The sequence below is a fragment of the Streptomyces roseirectus genome (assembly GCF_014489635.1).
In the GTDB taxonomy this organism is placed as follows: Bacteria; Actinomycetota; Actinomycetes; order Streptomycetales; family Streptomycetaceae; genus Streptomyces; species Streptomyces roseirectus.
In genome coordinates this window covers 6,856,285-6,878,540 of record NZ_CP060828.1, presented here as the reverse complement: position 1 = coordinate 6,878,540, position 22,256 = coordinate 6,856,285, and the positions used below count along the sequence as shown (strand labels likewise).

The window sequence follows — 22,256 nt, the reverse complement described above, 5'->3', positions numbered from 1 at the left end:
CGTACGGGGAACGGGCAAGAAGGGGGTGAGCGCCGGAGCACACCCCCTCTTCAGGGCCTCTCAGGGCCGCGTGACGGAGGAGACCGGCATCATGCCCACCGGGTCGTACCGCACCGGCGCCCCCGGATACGGCGCGTGGATCACCTGCCCGTTCCCCACGTACATCCCGACATGGCTCGCGTCGGACCGGTACGTGACGATGTCCCCGGGCCGGGCCTGCGACAGCGGCACCCGCCGCCCGGCGTGCGCCTGCGCCTGCGACGTCCGGGGCAGCGAGACCCCGGCCTGCCCGTAGGACCACTGCATGAGCCCGGAGCAGTCGAACCCGGTCGGCCCGCTGGCCCCCCACACGTAGGGCCGCCCGAGAGCGGACCGCGCGGCGGCGACGGCGGCCGCGGCCCGCGCGGAGGACGCCTCGCCGCCGCCGAGGAACGGCATGTCGTCCCGTCCGGACCGGGACGCCCGGTCGTAGTCGGCCCGTTCGGCGGGGGACAGCGAGTTGAGCAGTTCCCGGGCCCGCGCGAGTTTCCGCTCGACGGTCCGCTTGTGCCGGGCGACGGCCTGCCGGCTCTTCTCCAGCTCGCTCAGCTTCCCGGCGGCCTCGGTCCGCTCCTGGGCCAACTCCCGCATGGCTTCCTGGAGTTCCCGCAGCTTCCCGGCCTGGTGGACGGTGAGCCGGTCGAGGGTGGCGGCCTTGTCGAGGTATTCGTCGGGGTCGTCGGAGAAGAGGAGCGCGATGGACGGATCGAGCCCCCCGGCCCGGTACTGCGCCCCCGCGAGCGCCCCCAGCCTCTCCCGCATGGCGTTGATCCGCTCCTGCTGCTCGGCGATGGCGTCCTGCGCCCCGCTCACCTCGCGGCGGAGGTCCTTGGCCCGCTCACCGGCCTTGTTGAAGGCTTCGGTGGCCTGTTCGGCCTCGGTGTAGAGCCGGTCGACCTCGGCGCGCGTCTCCCCGGAGGGCGCGGCGTGGGCGGGGACGACGCCGAGCGCCGCCGCGGCGGCGGAGAGGGCGCACAGCGCCGCACCCGCCCCCCTGTTGAACCCGGACGCCGGTACAACGCTGCGATGGGACCCCACGGGAAGCCGCACTCCTTCCGCTGACGGACGAGGAAACGCGGCAGACAGTAGCCCCGTGGGCAGGGGGCGGCCAACGACCCGGGACGGACACGGACGGTGACGCCCCGGCCCACACGCAGGTCATGGGCGGGACGGAGGGTCAGCGCGGGGGCCGGTAATCCACTCGTTCGGGGGGACCCGGCAACGGGGTGTGTCGCCTCAGACGCGGACGCCGAACATGAACGGCCCGCCGATGGTGCTCATCGACTCGTAGCGGACGACCGTCCCGGTGCGCGGCGCGTGGATGACGGTCTCGTTGCCCGCGTACAGCGCGACGTGGTGCAGGTCGTTGAAGAAGAACACCAGGTCACCGACGCGCAGGTCGTTGACGTTGTAGATGCGCGTGCCGATGTTCGCCTGGGACTCGGAGGTGCGCGGGATGGTGATACCGGCCTGGGCGTAGGCCCAGGAGGTGAGGCCGGAGCAGTCGTAGGTGGCCGTGCCGGTGGCGCCGTAGGAGTACGGCTTGCCGAGCTGGGTCTGGGCGGCGGCGAACGCGGCGCCCGCGCGGCCGGAGGCGGAGCCGACGTTGCCGAGGTCGACGCGCTCGCCGGCGTCGCGGCTGGCGCGGTTGTCCTGCTCGGCGAGGGCGGCCTTCTCGGCGGCGGTGAGGGAGTTGAGCAGCTTCTGCGCGTCGGCGAGCTTGCCCTGGACTTCCTTCTTCTTCTTGGCGAGCTGGGCGCGCGTGGAGGAGAGGTCGGCGAGCTTCGCGGACGCCTCGGCGCGCTGCTGGGCGAGCTGGCGCTGCTTCTCCTGGATCTTCTTCAGCGCCTCGACCTGCTGGGCGCTGAGCTGGTCCTGCGTGGAGGCGCGGTCCAGGAAGCTGTCCGGGTCGGACGAGAGGAAGAGCTGCACGGAGGAGTCGATGGTGCCGGTGCGGTACTGGGCGGCGGCCGCCAGACCTATGGAGTCGCGCAGCTGGTTCAGCTCGTCCTGGCCACGGGCGACGTTGTCCTGGATGGTGGAGATCTCCTTCTGGAGCTTCCCCGCCTTCTCCTCGGCGCCGTTCATGGCCTCGGTGGCCTGCTCCGCCTCTTCGTAGAGCTTGTCGACCTTCGACTTGACCTCGTCCTTGGTCGGCTTCTCGCTCGGCGCCGCGTTGGCGGAGTTCGCGCTGAAGGCGACGGCGGCCGCGGCCGCGGTGGTCAGCAGAGTCACGCGGGTGCGGGACGGCGGCTTGGGCCGACGGTGGGACGCCACGGAGACGGACTCCTTCTCTTGACCGATCACCCCGCACAGTTGATCGAGCACGCGCGCGGAGGTTCGAACCGAGACCCTAGTGACCCGACTGTGATCAGTTCAAATCCTGTGGCGCGAAAAAGCGGTCGCGCAACGCATAATTTGCATTCAACCGACGCGCGGTGACGCCCGGTTGACCGTCCGTAGAGGTACGTGCTCAGGACAGCCGCTTCAGCAGCATCGCCGAAGCCACCGGCCGCGCCCCGGCCTTGGCGACCCCGTCGGCCACCTCGCGGTCGGTGGAGGCGACGATGACGGGTCTGCCCGGCGGTTCGGCGCGCACGAGTTGCCGGATCAGTTCGTCGGCCGTGACGCCGGGTTTCGAGAACAGGACGCGCACACCGCGCGGCGGTGCGAGCAGGACCGGGGCGGCGAGTTCGGCGCCGTCGAAGACGCAGGTCACCTCGGCCCCGGTCTGCGCGGCGAGCCCGGAGAGCTGGCCGAGCAGCCGCAGCCGCTGTTTCTCCAGCGGCATCTGCGGATAGCCGGTCTTGGTCACGTTGTAGCCGTCGACGACGAGATGCGCCTGCGGCAGCGCGAGCAACTGATCGAGAATGGCCGGATCGTGCTCCGACAGGGCGCGCGCGGCGATGTCCTTCGGCGTCATCCGGCCCGGTTCGACGGCGTCGACGGTCTCGGCGGGCCGCACCGACACCGGCGGCAGCGCGAGTTCGCGGCGCAGCCCCTGGGCGGCTTCGAGGACCGTGTCGAGCAGCAGGCGCACGCGCATGTCCTCGACGCTGCGGCCCTCGCGGGCGGCGCGCCGGCTGGCCTCAAGGGCGGCCTCGACCTCGCCGAGCCGCCCCTTCACGCGCCGGGTCTCGCTCTCGGCGGCGGACACCTGGGCCTGCCCCTCGGCGCGGACGGCCTCGATCTCGCCCTGGAGCTTGCGCAGGGCGGCCTCGCCACGCTTGACGTCGCTGAGGGCGGAGCGGAGTTTGCGGTGCAGGGACTCCGACTCCCGCCGGACGGTGTCGAGTTCCTGGCGCAGCCGCTCGGTCTCGGTCCTGACCTGGCCCTGGGCGTGCGCCAACTCCTCGCGCAGCCGCTCCAGTTCGGCCCGGCTCTCCTCGTCGGCGCGTTCGGCGTCGGCGCGCTGGGCCTCCTCGCCGGCCGCGGTGACCAGCTTGACCCAGCCGGTGGGGCGCAGCACGTAGGCCGCCGCCGCGACGTCCAGCGGGTCGGCGGCGGGGGGCGGGGAGCCGGAGTCGAGGGCGCCGGTCAGCTCCGGCTGGGCCTCGCGCAGCTTCTCGCCGATGCGCTGCCGGAACAGGGCGTCGGTCTCCAGGGCGGAGGCCATCGCGTTCCCGGCGAACTTGGCCCGGCGGTTCGGTGCGAACCGGGCGTACTGCCGCAGTTGCGCGGGCAGCTCGCCGAGGGTCAGCCCGCCGAAGCCGTCCGACACGATCTGGACGACTCTGCGGCGCACCCCGTCGGGCAGGGGGCGGTCGAGCACCTCGGCGGCGCCGTCGCCCGGCTCGCCCGTGGTCTCCGCCATCCGTCACACCCCACTTGCCGTGCGGGGCCGCTCCCTCTCAGGAGTCGGCGCCCGGCCTGTCCACGAGTTCCACCTGATCGACTGCGTTGCACCAGCGGCAGCGCACCGACTCGATGGTCTCACTGACCACCTCGCGCTCCTCGACCTTCGGCTCTCCGGCCAGGTCGAGGTGGACGTACTCGACGACCTTCGAGGAGCGGGTCACGTCGAACCGGGTGAGGTTTCCGCAGAGGGTGCAGCGCCACCGGGTGGTGGCGGTCGGCAGGGTAACCGTCATCGGAACCGTCCGCTCCTTTTCTGGGCCGTGCGCCGGGGGCGTGCCCCGGTGCGTGTGGCGGTAACCCTACGGCCTGGCGGGGACTCGCCGCCCGCCTGTCCACGACGGCGAGGCGATATCGGCCGCTTCGTTCGGTTACGCCATGCTCTGTAGCCATGATCGAGAAGTGGCGCCCGGCCGCGCCGGTGACCTACGGGCTGATCGCGCTGTGCTGCGCGGTCTTCGTCCTCGGCCCGGCGTCGGGCCTCAGCCCCGCGTACGGCTCCGGCGAGGCGCTGCGCGCCGCTCAGACGGCGTACTTCCACCGCTGGGGCGTCGTCCCCGTCGAGCTCTTCGAGGGCTCGGCGCGGGCCGCGCTCACGCCGCTGACCGCGCTGTTCGTGCACGGCGGGTGGGTCCATCTGCTCGGCAACATGCTCTTCCTCCACGTCTTCGGCGCGATGACCGAGGAACGCATGGGCCGCGTCGAGTTCACGCTCTTCCACCTCGGCTGCGGCTGCCTCGCCCTCCTGGGGTACGCCGCCGCCAACGCCACCTCCGCGCAGTCCCTCGTGGGGGCGTCCGGCGCGATCTCGGCCGTCCTCGGGGCCTTCCTCTACCTCTTCCCCCGCGCCCGTGTCACCAGTCTCCTGCCGTTCCTCTTCTTCCTCCCCCTGCGTTTCCCCGCCTGGCTGGTCCTGCCGTTCTGGGCCGCCCTCCAGTGGATCGCAGCCGGCCGCGCCTCCGCAGGGCCCGGTGTCGCCTACCTCGCGCATGTCGTCGGATTCACGCTCGGGTTCCTGTACGCGTGGGCGCGATTCACCCGTACGACTACAGTTGGGGCCGCCGCTTCACCCGTCGCCGAGGGAGAGAACCAGCCGTGATCACCGCGATCGTCCTGATCAAGACCAGCGTGGACCGGATTCCGGAGATCGCCGAGGAGATCGCCTCCCTGGAGAGCGTCAGCGAGGTCTTCTCCGTCACGGGGACGTACGACCTGGTCGCGATGGTCCGGGTGCGCGAGCACGAGGACCTGGCCGACGTCATCCCCGGCCGGATCAGCAAGATCCCCGGCGTCGAGGCGACGGACACGCACGTCGCGTTCCGGACGTACTCGCAGCACGACCTGGAGGCCGCGTTCGCGATCGGCCTCGACTCCTAGGCCGTCTCAAGAGACCGGCACGCAGCGGCCGTTCTCCGTCCGGTACGTCAACTTCGCGCCCTGCGTGACCAGTTCACGCACGGCCGTGACGAACCGCTCGACGTGCTCGTCCGGGGTGCCCGCGCCGAAGCTCACCCGGATCGCGTTCAGGGACGTCGCCTCGCCGCACTCCCCCGCCGCCGGCGCGGTGGCGCCCAGCAGGTGGTGGACCAGCGGGTGGGCGCAGAACAGGCCGTCCCGCACGCCGATGCCGTACTCGGCGGACAGGGCGGCGGCGAAGTGGGAGCTGTTCCAGCCGTCGACGACGAAGGACAGGACGCCGACGCGCGGGGCGTCGTCGCCGAACAGGGACAGGACGCGGACCTCGGGGACGTCCGCCAGGCCCGCGCGGACCTTGTCGATCAGGTGCCGCTCACGGGCCACCAGCGTGTCGAAGCCGGCCTCCGTCAGCGCCTTGCACGCCGAGGCGATCGCGTAGGCGCCGATCACGTTCGGGGAACCGGCCTCGTGCCGCGCCGCGTTCTCGTGCCACTCGACCTCGACGGAGCCGTCCGCCGCGCGGCTCACCTTCCGGCTCGCGCCGCCGCCCGCGAGGTACGGCTGGGCGGCGTGCAGCCAGTCCGTGCGGCCCGCGAGGACGCCCGCGCCGAACGGGGCGTACAGCTTGTGGCCGGAGAAGGCGACCCAGTCGACGTCCAGGTCCCGCACGGACACCGGGTGGTGGGGGGCGAGCTGGGCGGCGTCCAGGACGATGCGGGCGCCGTGCGCGTGGGCCGTCGCCGCGAGGTCGCGGACCGGCCACAGCTCGCCGGTGACGTTGGAGGCGCCGGTCACGCAGACCAGGGCGGGGGCGGTGGTGTCGCGGGACTCCAGGGCGCGGGCCAGGGTGGCGACCGCGTCCGCCGGGGTGCGGGGGGCGTCCAAGTAAGTGACGTCCGTGTGCTGCCACGGGAGCAGGGAGGCGTGGTGCTCCGTCTCGAACACGTACACCTGGCAGCCGGCGGGGACCGCGCGGGCCAGCAGGTTCAGGGAGTCCGTCGTCGAGCGGGTGAAGATCAGCTCGTCGTCCGCGCGGCAGTCCAGGAACTCCGCGACCGTCCCTCGGGCGGCTTCGAAGAGGTCCGTGGAGAGCTGGGAGAGGTAGCCGGCGCCGCGGTGGACGCTGCCGTAGTACGGGGCGTACGCGGCGACGTCGTCCCAGACCCGCTTCAGCGCCGGGGCGCTCGCGGCGTAGTCGAGGGCCGCGTAGGTGATCTCGCCGCCGGTGACCAGGGGGACGGTGACGTCCGCGCCCAGGACGTCCAAGGGGGCGTGCGCGACCTCGGTGCGGGCGAGCGTGGTGACGGACATATGGGGCCTCCTCGACGACCAGGACCCCCGGTCTCAGGAGGGTCCGCGCTTGCCGAGGGCCTTGCTGCCCACGGCCTGGTCTTCACCCGGGGCACCCCGCCACGGACGGAGGGTTGCCGGACAGTCGGCCGGGGCCTCATGACTGTCACTCATGACCTGGTTCAGAAAGTAGATGAGGTGATCGCGGGGGCGCAAGTTCTGTCCGGATCGCGGGATGCCTAATAGCTCGGGGAGAGCTGTGGCGGGTGCGGGTGCGGGTGCGTTGTGGCTGGTCGCGCAGTTCCCCGCGCCCCTGGAGGGTGGCGGCTTCGCCGCCTACCCTCCAGCACCGCCTGCCCCCCTCGGCAGCATCCCGCCCCTACTTGTTCGTCGCCCTCACCCAGCGTTCCAGCGTCTCCCTCGCCGAGCCCGAGTCGATCGACTCCGCCGCCTGGGCCATGCCGTCCCGCAGTTGTTCGGCCAGCGTGCCCGTGCCCGGGTTCAGGGCTACCAGGGCCGCCGCCGAGTTCAGGAGGACCGCGTCGCGGATCGGGCCCTGTTCGCCGGTGAGGAGGCGGCGGGCTACCTCGGCGTTGTAGGAGGGGTCGCCGCCGCGCAGGGCCTCGACGGGGACGAGGTCGATGCCCACGTCGCGCGGGTCGAAGCGTTCCTCCGTCACCTTGCCGTCGCCGACGATCCAGACCCTGGACGTCGCCGTCGTCGTCAGCTCGTCGAGGCCGTCGTCGCCCCGGAAGACCAGGGAGGAGTTGCCCCGGTCCGCGAGGACGCCCGCGATCATGGGGGCCATGCGGGGGTCGGCCACCCCGACCGCCTGGGACGTGACACGGGCCGGGTTGGTGAGGGGGCCCAGCGCGTTGAAGACCGTGCGGATGCCCAACTGCCCGCGCGCGGCGGCCACATGACGCAGCGCCGGATGGAACTTGACGGCGAAGCAGAAGGTGATGCCCGCCTCCTCCGCGACCTCGGCGACCCGCCTGGGCGTCAGTTCGAGGTTGACGCCCAGCTTCTCCAGGACGTCCGAGGCGCCCGAGGACGAGGACGCCGCCCGGTTGCCGTGCTTGACGACCTTCGCGCCGGTGCCGGCGACGACGAGCGCCGACATGGTGGAGATGTTGACCGTCCTGGCGCCGTCCCCGCCTGTGCCGACGATGTCGACCGTGCGGCCGGACACCTCGATCGTGTTGGCGTGCTCGTACATCGCGCGGACGACGCCGGTGATCTCCTCGACCGTCTCGCCCTTGGCTCGCAGCGCCACCACGAACCCGGCGATCTGCGCGTCCGTCGCCTCGCCGCGCATGATCCGGTCCATCGCCCAGGCGGTCGCGTCGGCGCTCTGGTCGTGCCCGGACAGCAGGGCGTTCAGCACCTGCGGCCAGGAACGGCCCGCCGCGGTGTCGCCTCCAGCGGGGGTCACAGCGCTCATACGGCCGCTCCAGGTCTTGGTGTGGTGGTACAGAAAAGTTCCACCCAACCTTATCCAGCCCGCGCACATGCCGAAGGACCCCGTCCGGGAATCGGACGGGGTCCTTCTGTGGCGACTTACCTACGGGATGGGATCAGTGGTGGCCGTGGCCGCTCGTGATCTCCTTGTACTCCTCGACGGTCGGCTTGGCGATCTGCCCGTCCTCGCCGTAGAACGACTCGCTGAGCTTGGCGCGGAGCTTCTCGGAGCCCTTCACCTTGCGCTCGACACCGTTCTCGTCGACGGACGCGCCGATCGCGACCGGCTCGTACTGCTCGTGCGAGGTCAGCGTGTGCAGCTGCTCCTGGCTCAGCGGCTCGTGGATCTCGATGAACTCACCGTGCGGCAGGCGCTTGATGGTGCCGGTCTCGCGGCCGTGCAGCACCTTGTCCTTGTCGCGGCGCTGGAGGCCGAGGCAGATCCGCTTGGTGACGATGAACGCGAGGACCGGGCCGACGAAGAGGCCGATCCGGACGAACCAGGTGACCGCGTTGATCGACAGGTGGAAGTGGGTGGCCCACAGGTCGTTGCCACCGCCGACCAGACCGATCATGTACATCGTGATCCAGGCGACGCCGAACGCGGTGCGCGTCGGGGCGTTGCGCGGGCGGTCCAGGATGTGGTGCTCGCGCTTGTCGCCGGTGACCCAGGACTCCAGGAACGGCCAGACGGCGATGATGCCGAGCGCCACCGGGAAGATCACGATCGGGATGAAGACGCCCAGGACCAGGGTGTGGCCCCAGAAGTCGATCTCCCAGCCGGGCATGGCGCGCACGAAGCCCTCGGCGAAGCCCATGTACCAGTCGGGCTGGGCGCCGGTCGACACCTGGTCCGGACGGTAGGGGCCGAGCACCCAGATCGGGTTGATCTGCGCGACCGCGGCGATGACCGCGATGACACCGAAGACGAGGAAGAAGAACCCGCCCGCCTTCGCCATGTAGACCGGCAGCAGCGGCATGCCGACGACGTTCTTCTCGGTCCGGCCGGGACCCGCGTACTGCGTGTGCTTGTGGTAGAAGACCAGGATCAGGTGCGCCACCATCAGGCCGAGCATGATGCCCGGCAGCAGCAGGATGTGGACCGAGTAGAAGCGGGCCACGAAGTCGCCGCCGGGGAACTCGCCGCCGAACAGGAACATCGACAGGTAGGTGCCGACGACCGGGACGGACAGCAGCACGCCCTGCATGAAGCGGACACCGGTGCCGGAGAGCAGGTCGTCCGGGAGCGAGTAACCGGTGAAGCCGGTGAACATGCCGAGGACGAACAGCAGGAAGCCGAACAGCCAGTTGACCTCACGCGGCTTGCGGAAGGCACCCGTGAAGAAGACGCGCATCATGTGCACGAACATCGCCGCGAGGAAGATCAGCGCCGCCCAGTGGTGGATCTGCCGGATGAGCAGACCACCGCGCACCTCGAAGGAGATGTGCAGGGTCGAGCTGAACGCCTCGGACATCAGCTGTCCCTGGAGCGGGACGTAGGCGCCGTGGTACTCCACCTCGTTCATCGACGGGTGGAAGAACAGCGTCAGATAGACACCCGTCAGGATGATGATGATGAAGCTGTACATGCAGATCTCGCCCAGCATGAACGACCAGTGGTCGGGGAAGATCTTGCGCATGTTGGCCTTGGCGAGGGAGTAGATCCCCAGCCGGCCGTCGGCCCAGTCGGCGATGCGCTCGCCGGCCGGTGCCTTGCCGCGTTCGTCGCGGGCCTCGGTGGTTTCCGTCGTGGTACTCATCCGCGCTCCCAGAAGGCAGGACCGACGGGCTCATCGAAGTCGCCGAGCGCCTCAAGGTAGCCCTCGTCGTTCACGCCGATGCGCAGCTGCGGCAGGGCGTGGCCGGCGGGGCCGAAGATGACCCGGGCGCCGTCGGAGAGGTCGAAGGTGGACTGGTGACAGGGGCACAGCACGTGGTGCGTCTGCTGCTCGTACAGCGAGATCGGGCAGCCGACGTGGGTGCAGATCTTCGAGTAGGCGACGATGCCGTCGTGCGACCACTCGAGTTCGCGCTTGTCCTTGATGTTCTCCGGCTGGATCCGGACGATCATCAGGGCGGCCTTGGCGATCTCCGTCTGGAACTCGTGGTCGTGCTCCTCCAGGCCCTCGGGCTTGGCGAAGGTCAGCGAACCCACGGCGACGTCCTCGGGACGCAGCGGCTCGTTGGTGTTCATGTTGACGAGCAGCTTGCCCTTGCGCCACATCGTGTGGCGGAGCTTGGTGCCGGGCAGCGGGCCGAGGTCGCGCAGCAGCATGACGCCGGAGAGCGGGAACAGGGCCAGCGCGCCGAACATCGTGTTGCGGATCAGCTTGCGGCGGCCGAGCGCGGACTCCTTGGCGCCCTGCTTGAAGTCGGCGAGGACCTTCGCCTTGACCTCGGGGGCCGCCTCGATCGGGTGGCGCTCGTCGGCGATCTCGACGTCGGACATCAGGGTGCGGGACCAGTGGACCGCGCCCGCGCCGATGCAGAACAGGGCGAGGCCGAGGGTGAGGCCCAGCGCGAAGTTCAGCGCGTTGAGGTGGCCGATCGGGAAGACGTAGACGGCCTTGTCGTGCGGGATCGCCACGTACGAGACGATGAAGGCGACGGTCGCCAGCATCGAGACCGTGAACAGCATCGCGACCGTGCGCTCGGACCGCTTGGCGGCCCGCTCGTCGATGTCCTGGATGCGGTGCTCGTGGGGCGGGAGCCCCGGGTCGGCGAACGGGTTGCGCTCGTCCGCGCGGTTCACGTCGCCGTGCGCGTGGTCCTGCTCTGCCGGCAGGTTCTCTTCTGGAATGTCTTGGCTACTCATGACTTCTTGGCCTTTGCGGTCCGAGCGGCGACCCAGACGGCGACCGCGATGAGCGCTCCGAGGCCGAAGATCCAGGCGAACAGGCCCTCGCTGACCGGGCCGAGGCCGCCGAGCTCAAGTCCACCGGGGTTCTCGGTCTCGTCACCGTTGACCGCGTGCAGGTACGCGATGATGTCCTTCTTGTTCTGCGGCGAGAGCGTCCCGTCACCGAAGGACGGCATGTTCTGCGGGCCGGTCTGCATGGCCTCGTAGATGTGCTTCGGGTCCACGCCCTCCAGCGTCGGGGCGAACTTGCCCTTGGTGAGGGCACCGCCCTTGCCGGTGAAGTTGTGGCACTGGGCGCAGTTGGTGCGGAACAGCTCGCCGCCCTTGGCGATGTCGGCACCGTCCGGGCCGTACTCGGCCTTCGTCGGGACGGTCGGGCCGGCGCCCAGGGAGGAGATGTACGCGGCGAGCTGGTCGATCTGCGCCTGCGTGTAGATGACCTTCTTCCGGGGCACCTGGGCGCCCTGGGAGGTCGCGGCCGGCATGCGGCCGGTGCCGACCTGGAAGTCGACGGCCGCGGCGCCCACGCCGACGAGGCTCGGACCGTCGGAGGAGCCCTTGCCGCCAGTGCCGTGGCAGCTGGCGCAGCCCACCGCGTAGAGCTTCTTCCCCTCCTCGATGGTCAGGGACTGGGCGGTTTCATCAGCCTTCGCCTTCTCCGCGGGCGCGAACGCGGAGTAGAGCGTCCCCGAGCCCAACAGCGCAAGGAGTAGGACGACGAGCGCCGCCATGGGATGGCGTCGTCGTGCGGAGAGCTTTTTCACGGATTACTCCGGTGTCAGGATCTTCTGCGTCGATGCTTCTGGGATGTGCGTTGCGATAACGCGGGCGGGATCGGGCCCCGGCTACTTGATCATGTAGATCGTCGCGAAGAGGCCGATCCAGACGACATCGACGAAGTGCCAGTAGTAGGACACGACGATCGCGGCGGTCGCCTGTTCGTGCGTGAACCTCTTTGCCGCGTAGGTACGGCCGAGGACGAAGAGGAAGGCGATCAGACCGCCCGTCACGTGCAGCCCGTGGAAGCCGGTGGTCAGGTAGAACACCGAGCCGTAGGGGTCGGAGGAGAGCGAAAGGCCCTCGTGCTTCACGAGCTCGGTGTACTCGTAGATCTGGCCGCCGATGAAGATCGCGCCCATCACGAACGTGATGATGAACCAGCCCCGGAGCTTCTTCACGTCACCGCGTTCGGCGGCGAAGACGCCGAGCTGGCAGGTGAGGGAGGAGAGCACCAGGATCGTGGTGTTGGTCGCCGAGAACGGGAAGTTCAGGGACGCCGCCATCTCCTTCCAGTGATCCGGTCCGGTCACCGATCGGAGGGTGAAGTACATCGCGAAGAGGGCCGCGAAGAACATCAGCTCGGATGCCAACCAGATGATGGTTCCGACGCTGGTGAGGTTCGGTCGGTTGACCGACGGGTGCGCGTGCCCGGTTTCTGCTGTCGTTGCTGTCGCCACGACCGACATTATGTCGGTCGCTTATCCCGCCCTCACTCCGGGGGGTGCCGTTCGGAGTGTCACTGCCCGCCGAACCGGTGTTGACGTGGTGTTCGGGGCGGTGCCCCGGGGAGTAGCATCCCGGCGGACGGGCCTTTTCCGTACGACGCCAATGTCGCCGAAGTCACGGAGGAACGATGCAGCCGACAGTCACGGTGCTGGTCTACAGCGACGACTCGGGTACGCGGGAGCAGGTGAGGCTCGCGACCGGGCGCAGGCCCGCGCCTGACGTCCCGTCGGTGGACTTCCTCGAATGCGCGACGCCGGCGGCGGTCGTCCGCGAGCTGGACAAGGGCGGCATCGACGCCGTCGTCCTCGACGGGGAGGCCGTCCCCATGGGCGGCATGGGGCTGTGCCGTCAGCTGAAGGACGAAGTCTTCGGCTGTCCCCCGGTGTTGATCCTCATGGGCCGCCCCCAGGACGCCTGGCTGGCCACCTGGAGCCGCGCGGACGCCGCTGTGACGCTCCCGGTGGAGCCGGTGGAGTTCGCGGGCGCCCTGGCGTCCCTGCTGCGCCAGGGGCGGCTCCAGAGCGCCTGAGGGGCGCCTGAGACCAACTGGGCCTGCCTGGGTACCTACACAGCCTCCGGAGTCAGCCGCTGCTCGGCTCCGGGGGCTTCCTGTTTCGTCGTCAACGCGCTGCCCTCCTTCCACTTCTTCCAGGGGACGTTCCAGTCGCCGAAGCCGTTGCCGAAGGGCTCCATGTCGTCGCCGTAGCTGTTGACGACCTTGACGACGTCGCCCCGGCGGACGTTCTCGAAGAACCAGGCGGCGTTGCCGGTGCTCATGCCGGTGCAGCCGTGGGAGACGTTGGCGGAGCCCTGGGAGGCGACGGACCAGGGGGCGGCGTGGACGTACTCGCCGCTCCAGGTGACGCGGGTGGCCCAGTAGACGGGGAGGTCGTACGCCTCGGAGGAGCCGGCGGAGATGCCCACCGTGGTGCCGCGCATCCGGACGTAGTACTCCTTGCCGAGGACGACCTTGACGCCGTTGCGGGTCTCGAAGCCCGGTTTGCCGGTGGTGACGGGGATGGAGTTGATCTCCTCGCCGTTCTTGTAGACGGTCATCCAGTGGGACGAGGCGTCGGTGACCGCGACGACCTTGTCGCCGATCCTCAGGTCGAGGTCCTTGGCGGGGGCGCCCCAGAGGCGGTCGCCGATCTTGATGCCGTCCAGGGTCGAGCGGACCCGGATCCGGGCGTGCGCGGGCCAGTACTCCTGCGGGCGGTAGTGCAGTTCCTTGTCGTCGACCCAGTGCCAGGCGCCGGGGACGGCGGGCGTGGACTCGACCTTCAGGCCCCGTTCGACGACGGCCCGCTGGGCGGGGTCCTTGACCGGCCGGCTCAGCTCGGCGGTGACGGGCTGGCCCACGCCGTAGGTGCCCGCGTCCGGTCCGAAGGTGACGTCGAGGCGCTTCTTGGAGACCGGCGCGCCCGTGTCGAAGGTGAACACGCGCCGGCCGGGGGCCCCGTCGTCGTCCTCGGTGCTCACCCGGACCGTGTAGTGGGCGTTCGCGGCCAGTGGCTCGGTGGAGTGCCAGCGGCGGCCGTCCGCGGCGAGTTCGCCCGCCACGAAGCGTCCTGCGGCGTCCACGGCGGTGACGTCCGTGAGCGGCCCCTCGGAGTCCTTGACGGTGATCTCCAGCGGCTTGTCCGGGTCCGCCTTGCGCCCGCCGTCGGGGAACCCGGCGAACACGACCTGGTCGCTCGCGTCGTACGGCCGGGCGGCGAGCGGGTGGCCGCCCGAGCCGCAGGCGGTGGCGCCCGCGGCCAGCGCGCTCACCAGCAGCGTGCAGCGGACGATGGGGCGGGGCGCGCGGTTCGGGTGGCTCATGGCTTCACGCTAGGAACCCCGCCCCGCCCCGGCGCGGTGGGTCACTCGGACGAGGGACACGGCGTCCGGCGAACGGGGACGCCGTTACGGCGAACGCGTGAGGCCGGACGCTCCTGGCGGAGTGTCCGGCCTCGACCGCGTGCGGTGGGTGTTACTGGGTGCGGTTCTCACCGCGGTAGTACTCGAAGACCCAGCCCCACAGACCGAGCAGGATCAGCGGCGCCGAGAAGTACAGCAGCCACCAGCCGACCGCGACGCCCAGGAAGGCGAGGGCGCCACCGGCGGCCAGGGCCAGCGGCTGCCAGCTGTGCGGGCTGAAGAAGCCCAGCTCGCCGGCGTCGTCGGCGACGTCCGCCTCCTTGTTGTCCTGCGCGCCCGTGTCGACCCGCCGGGCGGTGAAGCCCAGGTAGAAGCCGACCATGATGCACAGGCCGAAGGACAGGAACAGCGCCGTCGTACCGGCCGGCTCCTTCGACCAGACGCCATAGACGATCGCCATGGCGAGGACGAAGACGCTCAGCCAGATGAACATCTTGCCTTGGACCTTCACTTGCCGGCCTCCTTGCCGCCCGCGATGGCACCGGCGTGCGCGTGCTCAAGCTGCTGCTGTTCCAGCGCGACGATCTCCGGGTGGTGCAGGTCGAACGCCGGGGATTCGCTGCGGATCCGCGGCAGGGTGAGGAAGTTGTGCCGCGGCGGCGGGCAGGAGGTCGCCCACTCCAGCGAACGGCCGTAGCCCCACGGGTCGTCGACCTCGATCTTCTTGCCGTACTTGGCGGTCTTCCAGACGTTGTAGAGGAACGGCAGGATCGACAGACCGAGGACGAACGAGCTGATCGTGGAGATCGTGTTGAGCGCGGTGAAGCCGTCGGCCGCGAGGTAGTCCGCGTACCGGCGCGGCATGCCCTCGGCGCCCAGCCAGTGCTGGACGAGGAACGTGCCGTGGAAGCCGATGAACAGCGTCCAGAAGGTGACCTTGCCCAGGCGCTCGTCGAGCATCTTGCCCGTCATCTTCGGCCACCAGAAGTGGAACCCGGCGAACATCGCGAAGACGACCGTGCCGAAGACGACGTAGTGGAAGTGGGCCACCACGAAGTACGAGTCGGAGACGTGGAAGTCCATCGGCGGCGAGGCGAGGATGACACCGGTCAGACCACCGAAGGTGAAGGTGATCAGGAAGCCGGTGGCCCACAGCATCGGTGTCTCGAAGGACAGCGAGCCCTTCCACATCGTGCCGATCCAGTTGAAGAACTTCACACCGGTCGGGACGGCGATGAGGAACGTCATGAACGAGAAGAACGGCAGCAGCACCCCGCCGGTGACGTACATGTGGTGCGCCCACACCGTCACGGAGAGACCGGCGATGCCGATCGTCGCGCCGACCAGGCCCATGTAGCCGAACATCGGCTTGCGGGCGAAGACCGGGATGATCTCGGAGATGATGCCGAAGAACGGCAACGCGATGATGTACACCTCTGGATGGCCGAAGAACCAGAAGAGGTGTTGCCATAGCAGGGCCCCGCCATTGGCGGCGTCGAAGACATGGGCACCGAACTTGCGGTCCGCCTCCAGGGCGAACAGCGCGGCGGCCAGCACCGGGAAGGCCAGCAGCACCAGAACGGCCGTCAGCAGCACGTTCCACACGAAGATCGGCATGCGGAACATGGTCATGCCCGGCGCGCGCATGCAGATGATCGTGGTGATGAAGTTGACCGAGCCGAGGATCGTGCCGAAGCCGGAGAAGGCCAGACCCATGATCCACATGTCGGCGCCGATGCCCGGCGAGCGGACGGCGTCCGACAGCGGGCTGTAGGCGAACCAGCCGAAGTCGGCCGCGCCCTGCGGGGTGAGGAAGCCGCCGACGGCGATGAGCGAGCCGAACAGGTAGAGCCAGTAGGCGAACATGTTCAGTCGCGGGAAGGCGACGTCGGGAGCGCCGATCTGGAGCGGCATGATCCAGTTCGCGAAGCCCGCGAACAGCGGCGTCGCGAACATCAGCAGCATGATCGTGCCGTGCATCGTGAACGCCTGGTTGAACTGCTCATTGGACATGAGCTGCAGGCCCGGACGGGCCAGTTCGGCGCGCATCAGCAGCGCCATGACGCCGCCGATGCAGAAGAACGCGAACGACGTGACGAGGTACAGCGTCCCGATCGTCTTGTGGTCGGTGGTGGTGAGCCACTTGACCACGACGTTGCCGGGCTGCTTGCGCCGGACCGGCAGCTCGTTCTCGTACGAGTCGGCCTCGGCACCCTGGGGTTCGTTGAGGATGCTCACAGGTTGTTCGTCTCCCGGTTCTTCTCGTGGGCGGTCTGCTCGATGCCCGCGGGAACGTAACCGGTCTGCCCCTTCTCTACGAGTTCCTTGAGGTGCTGCTCGTAGCGCTCAGGAGAGACGACCTTCACGTTGAACAGCATCCGGGAGTGGTCGACGCCGCAGAGCTCGGCGCACTTGCCCAGGAAGGTGCCCTCCTTGTTGGGGGTCACCTGGAAGGCGTTGGTGTGGCCCGGGACGACGTCCATCTTCATCAGGAACGGCACCACCCAGAAGGAGTGGATGACGTCACGGGAGGTCAGGACGAAGCGGACCGTCTTGCCCTTCGGGAGCCAGAGGGTCGGGCCCGGGTTGTTGGTCTGCGGGTTGCGCTCACCGGGGACACCGCAGGTGTAGACACCGCCCGCGTTCGCCGGGAAGTCCTTCTTGAACCTGTCCGGGATCGCGTCCAGGTTCTCGTCGGTCTTCGCGTCGCCGGTCGAACCGTCGACGTTCTCGATGTAGTTGAAGCACCAGCTCCACTGGAACCCGACGACGTTGACCGTGACGTCCGGCTTCTTCTCCAGGCTGAGCAGCTTCGTCTCGTCGCGGGCCGTGAAGTAGAAGAGGACCGAGACGATGACGATCGGCACGACCGTGTAGAGCGCCTCGATCGGCATGTTGTACCGGGTCTGTGCAGGTACCTCGATCTTGGTGCGGCTGCGCCGGTGGAAGAAAGCACTCCACAAGATCAGAGCCCACACCAGCACGCCGGTAGCCAGCGCGGCAGCCCAGGAGCCCTGCCACAGGGAGAGGATCCGCGGAGCCTCTTCCGTGGTCGGGGTGGGCATACCAAGGCGGGGGAAGTCCTTGGATGTGCAACCGGTGGCGGTCGCCAGGACCAGGCCCGCGGTCAATGCCTGGAGCAGCTTCCGCCGCATCGGGCGCCGCGGCGAGCGGTCGGAGCCGTTGGGACTCACGTAGCGCCTTCCCGAGAGTCTCGCCCGCGCGGGTTGGCTGCGGCCTGCCTCCGTCGGTGGTCGGTCGCCGCCCTGCGTCGGGCAGGGGTTTGGATGTTTATGCGGACCAAACCCTAGCCGACGCCCATCCGGGGGTCGCGGGGAGGGTGCCTAGTAGCTCGGGGGGTTCGCTGGTTTGGCGGGTGCGGGTCGGTTTGGGGCGATCGCGCCCCGCGGCGGAGCCGCTAATTGGATACAGCCCCGTGCCCCTGGCGGAGTTAGCGTTGCCGGATGTCATATTTCGACGCTGCTTCCGCTTCGCCACTCCATCCGGTAGCCCGGCAGGCCCTGTTGGCCTCTTTGGATGAGGGGTGGGCGGATCCTGGGAAGTTGTACCGGGAGGGGCGTCGGGCCCGGGTGCTTCTCGATGCCGCTCGGGAAGCCGCCGCCGACGCCATCGGGTGCCGGCCGGACGAGGTGCGGTTCACGTCCTCCGGGACTCGGGCCGTTCAGGTGGGCATGGGTGGGGTGTTGGTGGGGCGGCGGCGCGTCGGGAGTCACCTGATCGTGTCAGCGGTCGAGCACTCTTCCGTGCTCCATATGGCCGAGGGGTGGGGCGGGGAGGTGACGTCCGTGCCGGTGGGGCGGGAGGGGGGTGTGGCCGTCTCGGCGTACGCGGAGGCGTTGCGTGCGGATACCGCGCTGGCCTGTCTGCAGTCGGCCAATCATGAGGTGGGGACGGTGCAGCCGGTGGAGGAGGTGGCTGAGGTGTGCCGGGCCGCCGGGGTGCCGTTGCTGGTGGACGCGGCTCAGTCGTTGGGGTGGGGGAAGGTGGACGGGGCGTGGTCCGTGTTGACGGGGAGTGCGCGGAAGTGGGGCGGGCCCGCCGGGGTCGGGGTGCTCGCCGTGCGGAAGGGGGTGCGGTTCGCGCCCCGGGAGGACGAGGAGTTCGGGAATCTGCCGGCGATCGTCGCGGCGGCGGCCTCGCTGCGGGCCGTGCAGGCGGAGGCCGCCGTCGAGGCCGCGCGGGTGCGGGAGTTGACGGGGCGGATCCGGGAGCGGGTCGCCGTCTCCGTGCCGGACGTGGAGGTCGTCGGGGATCCGGAGCGGCGGGTGCCGGGGATCGTCACGTTCTCCTGTCTCTACGTCGACGGCGAGACGCTGCTGCACGAGCTGGACCGCGCGGGGTTCGCCGTCTCCTCCGGCTCCTCCTGCACCAGCGACACACTGACGCCCAGCCATGTCCTCAAGGCGATGGGCGTCCTCAGCGAGGGCAACGTCCGCGTGTCCCTGCCGAGGGACGTGGAAGCGGCGGAGGTGGACCGCTTCCTGGAGGTGCTGCCGGGAGTCGTCGCGGGCGTGCGCGAGAAGCTGGGCGGCGAGGTGACACCACCTCAGGGCACGACCGTCGACTCACTAGGGAAGCGGTGCCCGATCCCGGTCATCGAACTGGCGAAGGCCATCAAGAACGTGCCCGTAGGGGCTGTAGTGACAGTGCTGGCCGACGATGAGGCAGCGCGGTTGGACATCCCGGCGTGGTGCGAAATGACGGGCCACGAGTATGTGGGAGCAGAAGGAACGGCTTATTCAATCCGCCGGACCAGGTGAGGTTCTTCAGGGGCGCGGGGCTGTGTCTGATCTGCGGCTACCGCCGCGTGGGCGCGACCAGCCACAGCCCACCCGCACCCGACAACGAACCCACTCAGCTCAAATGGGCCCGCACCTCAGCAGCCGCGTCATCCCCGTACGCCTTGGCGAACCGCTCCAGGAAGTGCCCCCGCCGCAGCGTGTACTCCTGAGTCCCCACGGTCTCGATGACGAGCGTCGCGAGCATGCACCCGATCTGAGCGGCACGCTCGAGCGAGACCCCCCAGGCCAGTCCCGACAGGAACCCGGCGCGGAAGGCGTCACCGACACCGGTCGGCTCGGCCCTGCGCTCCTCCTCGGGCACGCCGACCTCGATGACGGCCTCACCCTGCCGCTCGATACGGACGCCGCGCGCGCCGAGGGTGGTGACCCGGCACCCGACCTTGGAAAGGATCTCCGCGTCGGAGAGCCCGGTCTTGGACTCGATGAGCCCCTTCTCGTACTCGTTGGAGAAGAGGTAGGTCGCGCCTTCGAGGAGGATGCGGATCTCCTCGCCGTCCATGCGGGCGATCTGCTGGGAGAAGTCCGCGGCGAAGGGGATGCCCCGCGTCCGGCACTCCTCCGTGTGACGGAGCATCGCCTCGGGGTCGTCCGCGCCGATGGTGACGAGGTCGAGGCCGCCGACGCGGTCGGCGACGGTCTTGAGCTCGATCTGCCGGGCCTCGCTCATCGCGCCGGCGTAGAAGGAGCCGATCTGGTTGTGGTCCGCGTCGGTGGTGCAGACGAAGCGCGCGGTGTGCAGGGTCTCCGAGACGTGGACGGAGGCCGTGTCGACGCCGTGGCGGTCGAGCCAGGCGCGGTACTCGTCGAAGTCCGCGCCGACCGCGCCGACGAGGATCGGCTGGGTGCCGAGCTGGCCCATGCCGAACGCGATGTTCGCGCCGACCCCTCCTCGGCGGACCTCCAGGTTGTCCACGAGGAAGGAGAGCGAGACCGTGTGCAGCTGGTCCGCGACGAGCTGGTCGGCGAAGCGGCCGGGGAACGACATGAGGTGGTCGGTGGCGATGGAGCCGGTGACTGCGATGCGCACGGCGGGGTCTCTCCATTTAGGGGGAGGCGAAATGACAGTTCACGCTACCCGTTCGGGTGAGAGCGCAGAAGCGGGCGAAATTACCTGATAGGAGGTCTTTCCCGGCAGGTCGGAGCATGACCGCCTTGCCGCCGTGGCTACTTTCCGATGGTCCTCGACGATGGTTCCGGCCGACTTCGAGGACGTCGGAGGCCCACGCCGACCGGCCCGGGGCGCGTCCGGGGGAACCGTGCGCTCCCCCGCTGCGTCCCATCGCTGTCCCCCGTAAAGGGGAGGCGGGGTACGCCCCGCCCGCCACCCCCGACGGAACAGTTGCGCAGTAAAAGGAGCGATGCGGTGAACACCGACCGACCCGACCACGACGACGCCGCGTCACCGACTCCGAAACGCGATACGACGCCGGAGGAGACGGAGGCGAAGGAAACGAAGGCGGAGGCCGCGAACGAGGCCGAAGTCGAAGGCGTGCGGGAATCCGCAGGTGTGGAAGCGGATGCTGACGTTTCCTCCGGAACGCCCGTTTCGGAGGAAGCCGCCACGGACGCGGAGGCGTCCGCCGACGACGACGTGGTCGTCGAGGACACCGGGCGCATCCGGCGGCTCGGCCCCGTGGAGGAGGCACCCGCCGAGACTCCCGAAGAGGCACCCGGGGAAGCTCCCGGCGAGGTCGTCGAGGGCGGGCGGCGGCGTCGGCCGTCCGCGCTCGTCGTCGCTCTCGCCGCCGCGGTGGCCGTGCTGCTCGTCGGGGGCGGCGGGGCGCTGGTCGCGTCGAACGCGTCCGGTGGGGCGGACGAGAAGGAGTCGGCCGGGGTGCCGGCGGGCGAGGGGACGGACGGGCCGCCGCCGGGCCTGTCGCTCGACGGGTACACCGCGCCGGGCGCGGGTGGCGGGAACGGGATCGCGCCCGGGGAGCCGAACCCGTACGGGACGACGTACCAGGCGACCGGGAGCCTGCCGGACGGGCCGAAGGAGGCGCCCGTCTACTGGGCGAACGGTGAGGTCGACCGGGCCGAGGTCGTCCGGCTGGCGAAGGCGTTCGGGATCGACGGCGCGCCGGTCGTGGAGGGGCCCGCGTGGCGGGTCGGCGAGGGGCAGGACGGGACGGGCCCGGTGCTGCGCGTCAACCGGACCGCCCCGGGCATGTGGACGTTCACCCGTTACGCCCCCGGCACGGACGACTGTGCGCGCGGCCCGGTCTGCGAGAAGAAGCCGCTGGACGGGACGGGGGCCCCGGTCGGCGAGGCCGAGGCGCGGAAGGCCGCCGAGCCGGTGCTGAAGGCGGTCGGGCAGGACGACGCGAAGATCGACGCGAGCGGGACGGCGGGCGCGCAGCGGATCGTGAACGCCGACCCGGTGATCGGCGAGCTTCCGACGAACGGGTGGACCACGGGTGTCACCGTGAGCGGGACCGGTGAGGTCATCAGCGGGACCGGGCAGTTGGCGGCGCCGGAGAAGGGTGACGCGTACCCGGTGCTGAGCGCGGCGCGGACGCTGGAACTGCTCAACTCGGCGCAGGCGAACACGCACCGGATGGGCATCGGGGGGTGTGCGACGCCGATGCCGCTGGAGGACGGGCCCGAGCGGCCGTGCGGGAAGCTGACCGGGGCGCCGCAGCCGTCGGTCGCGAAGGTCACGGGTGCGACGTTCGGGCTGGCCGCGCACACCTCGCAGGGACGTCAACTGCTGGTGCCGTCCTGGCTGTTCACCGTGCAGGCGGCTGAGCCGTACGTGGTGACGTACCCGGCGGTGGACCCCGAGTACCTGGCGGCGGAGGCCACTCCGGCTCCCCCGTCCCCGTCGCCGGACCAGTCGGCTCCCCGGAACGTGAAGGTCGACGGATACAGCGCGTCCGGCAACGAATTGACGGTGAACTTCACCGGCGGGGTGTGCGGCGACTACAACGTGGCCGTGCGGGAGACCGACGCGCAGGTGACGGTGACCGTGACGCAGACGCCGTGGAAGGACAAGGTCTGCATCATGATCGCCAAGGAGTTCAGCCGGACGGTGGAGCTGGGCAGGCCGCTGGGTGACCGGGCGGTCGTCGGGGTGGACGGGGCGGCGATTCCGCTGGCGAAGGCGGGGGCGCGGTTGCCGGAGCCGGTGCGGTAATCGGGTACATGGA

20 protein-coding genes and 1 riboswitch are annotated in these 22,256 nt (G+C 69.9%); of the genes, 5 read left to right on the top strand and 15 right to left on the bottom strand.

The features are described from left to right. Window positions 1–60: 60 nt before the first annotated feature. The 4 genes from IAG44_RS29500 to IAG44_RS29485 all read right to left on the bottom strand — a co-directional run bounded on the left by IAG44_RS29500 (window position 61) and on the right by IAG44_RS29485 (window position 4,130). Window positions 61–1,077: a C40 family peptidase gene (locus IAG44_RS29500; protein ID WP_187750109.1), complete on the bottom strand. Its 1,017-nt coding sequence runs from the start codon at window positions 1,075–1,077 to the stop codon at window positions 61–63. Between the two features lie 198 nt (window positions 1,078–1,275). Then, complete coding sequence (locus IAG44_RS29495) at window positions 1,276–2,316, bottom strand: C40 family peptidase (RefSeq protein WP_187750108.1); 1,041 nt, start codon at window positions 2,314–2,316, stop codon at window positions 1,276–1,278. A 196-nt stretch (window positions 2,317–2,512) separates the two neighbouring features. After that, entirely contained in the window at window positions 2,513–3,853 is a 1,341-nt protein-coding gene (locus tag IAG44_RS29490; RefSeq protein WP_187750107.1) for an NYN domain-containing protein, read from the bottom strand. A 37-nt stretch (window positions 3,854–3,890) separates the two neighbouring features. Continuing rightward, window positions 3,891–4,130, bottom strand: a complete 240-nt coding sequence (locus IAG44_RS29485; protein ID WP_187750106.1) for a hypothetical protein — start codon at window positions 4,128–4,130, stop codon at window positions 3,891–3,893. A 155-nt stretch (window positions 4,131–4,285) separates the two neighbouring features. On the opposite strand from IAG44_RS29485, the gene IAG44_RS29480 reads away from it, so the two are divergent. Both IAG44_RS29480 and IAG44_RS29475 read left to right on the top strand, forming a co-directional pair. Beyond that, window positions 4,286–4,993: a rhomboid family intramembrane serine protease gene (locus IAG44_RS29480; protein WP_187750105.1), complete on the top strand. Its 708-nt coding sequence runs from the start codon at window positions 4,286–4,288 to the stop codon at window positions 4,991–4,993. After that, window positions 4,990–5,271 carry an Lrp/AsnC family transcriptional regulator gene (locus tag IAG44_RS29475; RefSeq protein WP_055722347.1) on the top strand — a complete coding sequence of 94 codons (282 nt, stop codon included), beginning with the start codon at window positions 4,990–4,992 and terminating at the stop codon, window positions 5,269–5,271. The genes IAG44_RS29480 and IAG44_RS29475 overlap by 4 nt, the downstream gene beginning before the upstream one ends. A gap of 6 nt (window positions 5,272–5,277) precedes the next feature. On the opposite strand, the gene IAG44_RS29470 is transcribed toward IAG44_RS29475, so the two are convergent. The 6 genes from IAG44_RS29470 to ctaE form a co-directional block, all read right to left on the bottom strand. Further along, window positions 5,278–6,621: an aminotransferase class V-fold PLP-dependent enzyme gene (locus IAG44_RS29470; RefSeq protein ID WP_187750104.1), complete on the bottom strand. Its 1,344-nt coding sequence runs from the start codon at window positions 6,619–6,621 to the stop codon at window positions 5,278–5,280. 40 nt (window positions 6,622–6,661) lie between these two features. After that, a riboswitch (SAM riboswitch) is annotated at window positions 6,662–6,778 on the bottom strand. Between the two features lie 201 nt (window positions 6,779–6,979). Continuing rightward, a complete protein-coding gene (gene trpD / locus IAG44_RS29465; RefSeq protein WP_187750103.1) occupies window positions 6,980–8,044 on the bottom strand; it encodes an anthranilate phosphoribosyltransferase in 1,065 nt (354 codons plus the stop codon). 133 nt (window positions 8,045–8,177) lie between these two features. After that, on the bottom strand, window positions 8,178–9,821 hold the full coding sequence (gene qcrB / locus IAG44_RS29460; RefSeq protein ID WP_187750102.1) for a cytochrome bc1 complex cytochrome b subunit: 1,644 nt from the start codon (window positions 9,819–9,821) through the stop codon (window positions 8,178–8,180). Then, window positions 9,818–10,876, bottom strand: a complete 1,059-nt coding sequence (qcrA, locus tag IAG44_RS29455) for a cytochrome bc1 complex Rieske iron-sulfur subunit (protein WP_187750101.1) — start codon at window positions 10,874–10,876, stop codon at window positions 9,818–9,820. The genes qcrB and qcrA overlap by 4 nt, the downstream gene beginning before the upstream one ends. Beyond that, window positions 10,873–11,685 carry a cytochrome bc1 complex diheme cytochrome c subunit gene (qcrC, locus tag IAG44_RS29450; protein ID WP_187750100.1) on the bottom strand — a complete coding sequence of 271 codons (813 nt, stop codon included), beginning with the start codon at window positions 11,683–11,685 and terminating at the stop codon, window positions 10,873–10,875. The genes qcrA and qcrC overlap by 4 nt, the downstream gene beginning before the upstream one ends. Window positions 11,686–11,766: 81 nt before the next feature. Further along, window positions 11,767–12,387 carry an aa3-type cytochrome oxidase subunit III gene (ctaE, locus tag IAG44_RS29445; protein ID WP_187750099.1) on the bottom strand — a complete coding sequence of 207 codons (621 nt, stop codon included), beginning with the start codon at window positions 12,385–12,387 and terminating at the stop codon, window positions 11,767–11,769. A 167-nt stretch (window positions 12,388–12,554) separates the two neighbouring features. Here ctaE and IAG44_RS29440 point away from each other — a divergent pair, with 167 nt between their 5' ends. Further along, window positions 12,555–12,956, top strand: a complete 402-nt coding sequence (locus IAG44_RS29440; protein ID WP_187750098.1) for a response regulator transcription factor — start codon at window positions 12,555–12,557, stop codon at window positions 12,954–12,956. A 35-nt stretch (window positions 12,957–12,991) separates the two neighbouring features. Here the strand turns inward: IAG44_RS29440 and IAG44_RS29435 are convergent, their stop codons facing one another. The 4 genes from IAG44_RS29435 to ctaC form a co-directional block, all read right to left on the bottom strand. After that, window positions 12,992–14,248, bottom strand: coding sequence for a L,D-transpeptidase (locus IAG44_RS29435; RefSeq protein ID WP_187750097.1), 1,257 nt, complete (start codon window positions 14,246–14,248; stop codon window positions 12,992–12,994). Window positions 14,249–14,399: 151 nt separating this feature from the next. Then, on the bottom strand, window positions 14,400–14,798 hold the full coding sequence (locus IAG44_RS29430; protein ID WP_187750096.1) for a cytochrome c oxidase subunit 4: 399 nt from the start codon (window positions 14,796–14,798) through the stop codon (window positions 14,400–14,402). Further along, the gene (gene ctaD / locus IAG44_RS29425; protein ID WP_187750095.1) at window positions 14,795–16,525 is read right to left on the bottom strand and encodes an aa3-type cytochrome oxidase subunit I; all 1,731 of its coding nucleotides are present in this window, start codon (window positions 16,523–16,525) and stop codon (window positions 14,795–14,797) included. The genes IAG44_RS29430 and ctaD overlap by 4 nt, the downstream gene beginning before the upstream one ends. Then, window positions 16,522–17,481 carry an aa3-type cytochrome oxidase subunit II gene (gene ctaC / locus IAG44_RS29420; protein WP_187750094.1) on the bottom strand — a complete coding sequence of 320 codons (960 nt, stop codon included), beginning with the start codon at window positions 17,479–17,481 and terminating at the stop codon, window positions 16,522–16,524. Before ctaC ends, ctaD begins: the two co-directional genes overlap by 4 nt. Before the next feature lie 270 nt (window positions 17,482–17,751). Between ctaC and IAG44_RS29415 the strand changes: the two genes are divergently transcribed. Then, complete coding sequence (locus IAG44_RS29415; RefSeq protein WP_187750093.1) at window positions 17,752–19,068, top strand: cysteine desulfurase/sulfurtransferase TusA family protein; 1,317 nt, start codon at window positions 17,752–17,754, stop codon at window positions 19,066–19,068. Between the two features lie 94 nt (window positions 19,069–19,162). On the opposite strand, the gene IAG44_RS29410 is transcribed toward IAG44_RS29415, so the two are convergent. Next, window positions 19,163–20,137 carry a carbohydrate kinase family protein gene (locus IAG44_RS29410; RefSeq protein WP_187750092.1) on the bottom strand — a complete coding sequence of 325 codons (975 nt, stop codon included), beginning with the start codon at window positions 20,135–20,137 and terminating at the stop codon, window positions 19,163–19,165. A 336-nt stretch (window positions 20,138–20,473) separates the two neighbouring features. Here IAG44_RS29410 and IAG44_RS29405 point away from each other — a divergent pair, with 336 nt between their 5' ends. Further along, the gene (locus IAG44_RS29405) at window positions 20,474–22,243 is read left to right on the top strand and encodes a hypothetical protein (RefSeq protein ID WP_187750091.1); all 1,770 of its coding nucleotides are present in this window, start codon (window positions 20,474–20,476) and stop codon (window positions 22,241–22,243) included. Window positions 22,244–22,256: the final 13 nt, after the last annotated feature.

Excerpts from the sequence above, each read along its gene's own strand:
- ctaE (WP_187750099.1), bottom strand. The coding sequence starts at position 12,387 with ATGTCGGTCGTGGCGACAGCAACGACAGCAGAAACCGGGCACGCGCAC.
- trpD (WP_187750103.1), bottom strand. The coding sequence starts at position 8,044 with ATGAGCGCTGTGACCCCCGCTGGAGGCGACACCGCGGCGGGCCGTTCC.
- IAG44_RS29415 (WP_187750093.1), top strand. The coding sequence starts at position 17,752 with ATGTCATATTTCGACGCTGCTTCCGCTTCGCCACTCCATCCGGTAGCC.
- IAG44_RS29480 (WP_187750105.1), top strand. The coding sequence starts at position 4,286 with ATGATCGAGAAGTGGCGCCCGGCCGCGCCGGTGACCTACGGGCTGATC.
- IAG44_RS29435 (WP_187750097.1), bottom strand. The coding sequence starts at position 14,248 with ATGAGCCACCCGAACCGCGCGCCCCGCCCCATCGTCCGCTGCACGCTG.
- IAG44_RS29485 (WP_187750106.1), bottom strand. The coding sequence starts at position 4,130 with ATGACGGTTACCCTGCCGACCGCCACCACCCGGTGGCGCTGCACCCTC.
- qcrA (WP_187750101.1), bottom strand. The coding sequence starts at position 10,876 with ATGAGTAGCCAAGACATTCCAGAAGAGAACCTGCCGGCAGAGCAGGAC.
- qcrB (WP_187750102.1), bottom strand. The coding sequence starts at position 9,821 with ATGAGTACCACGACGGAAACCACCGAGGCCCGCGACGAACGCGGCAAG.
- IAG44_RS29470 (WP_187750104.1), bottom strand. The coding sequence starts at position 6,621 with ATGTCCGTCACCACGCTCGCCCGCACCGAGGTCGCGCACGCCCCCTTG.
- IAG44_RS29490 (WP_187750107.1), bottom strand. The coding sequence starts at position 3,853 with ATGGCGGAGACCACGGGCGAGCCGGGCGACGGCGCCGCCGAGGTGCTC.
- IAG44_RS29440 (WP_187750098.1), top strand. The coding sequence starts at position 12,555 with ATGCAGCCGACAGTCACGGTGCTGGTCTACAGCGACGACTCGGGTACG.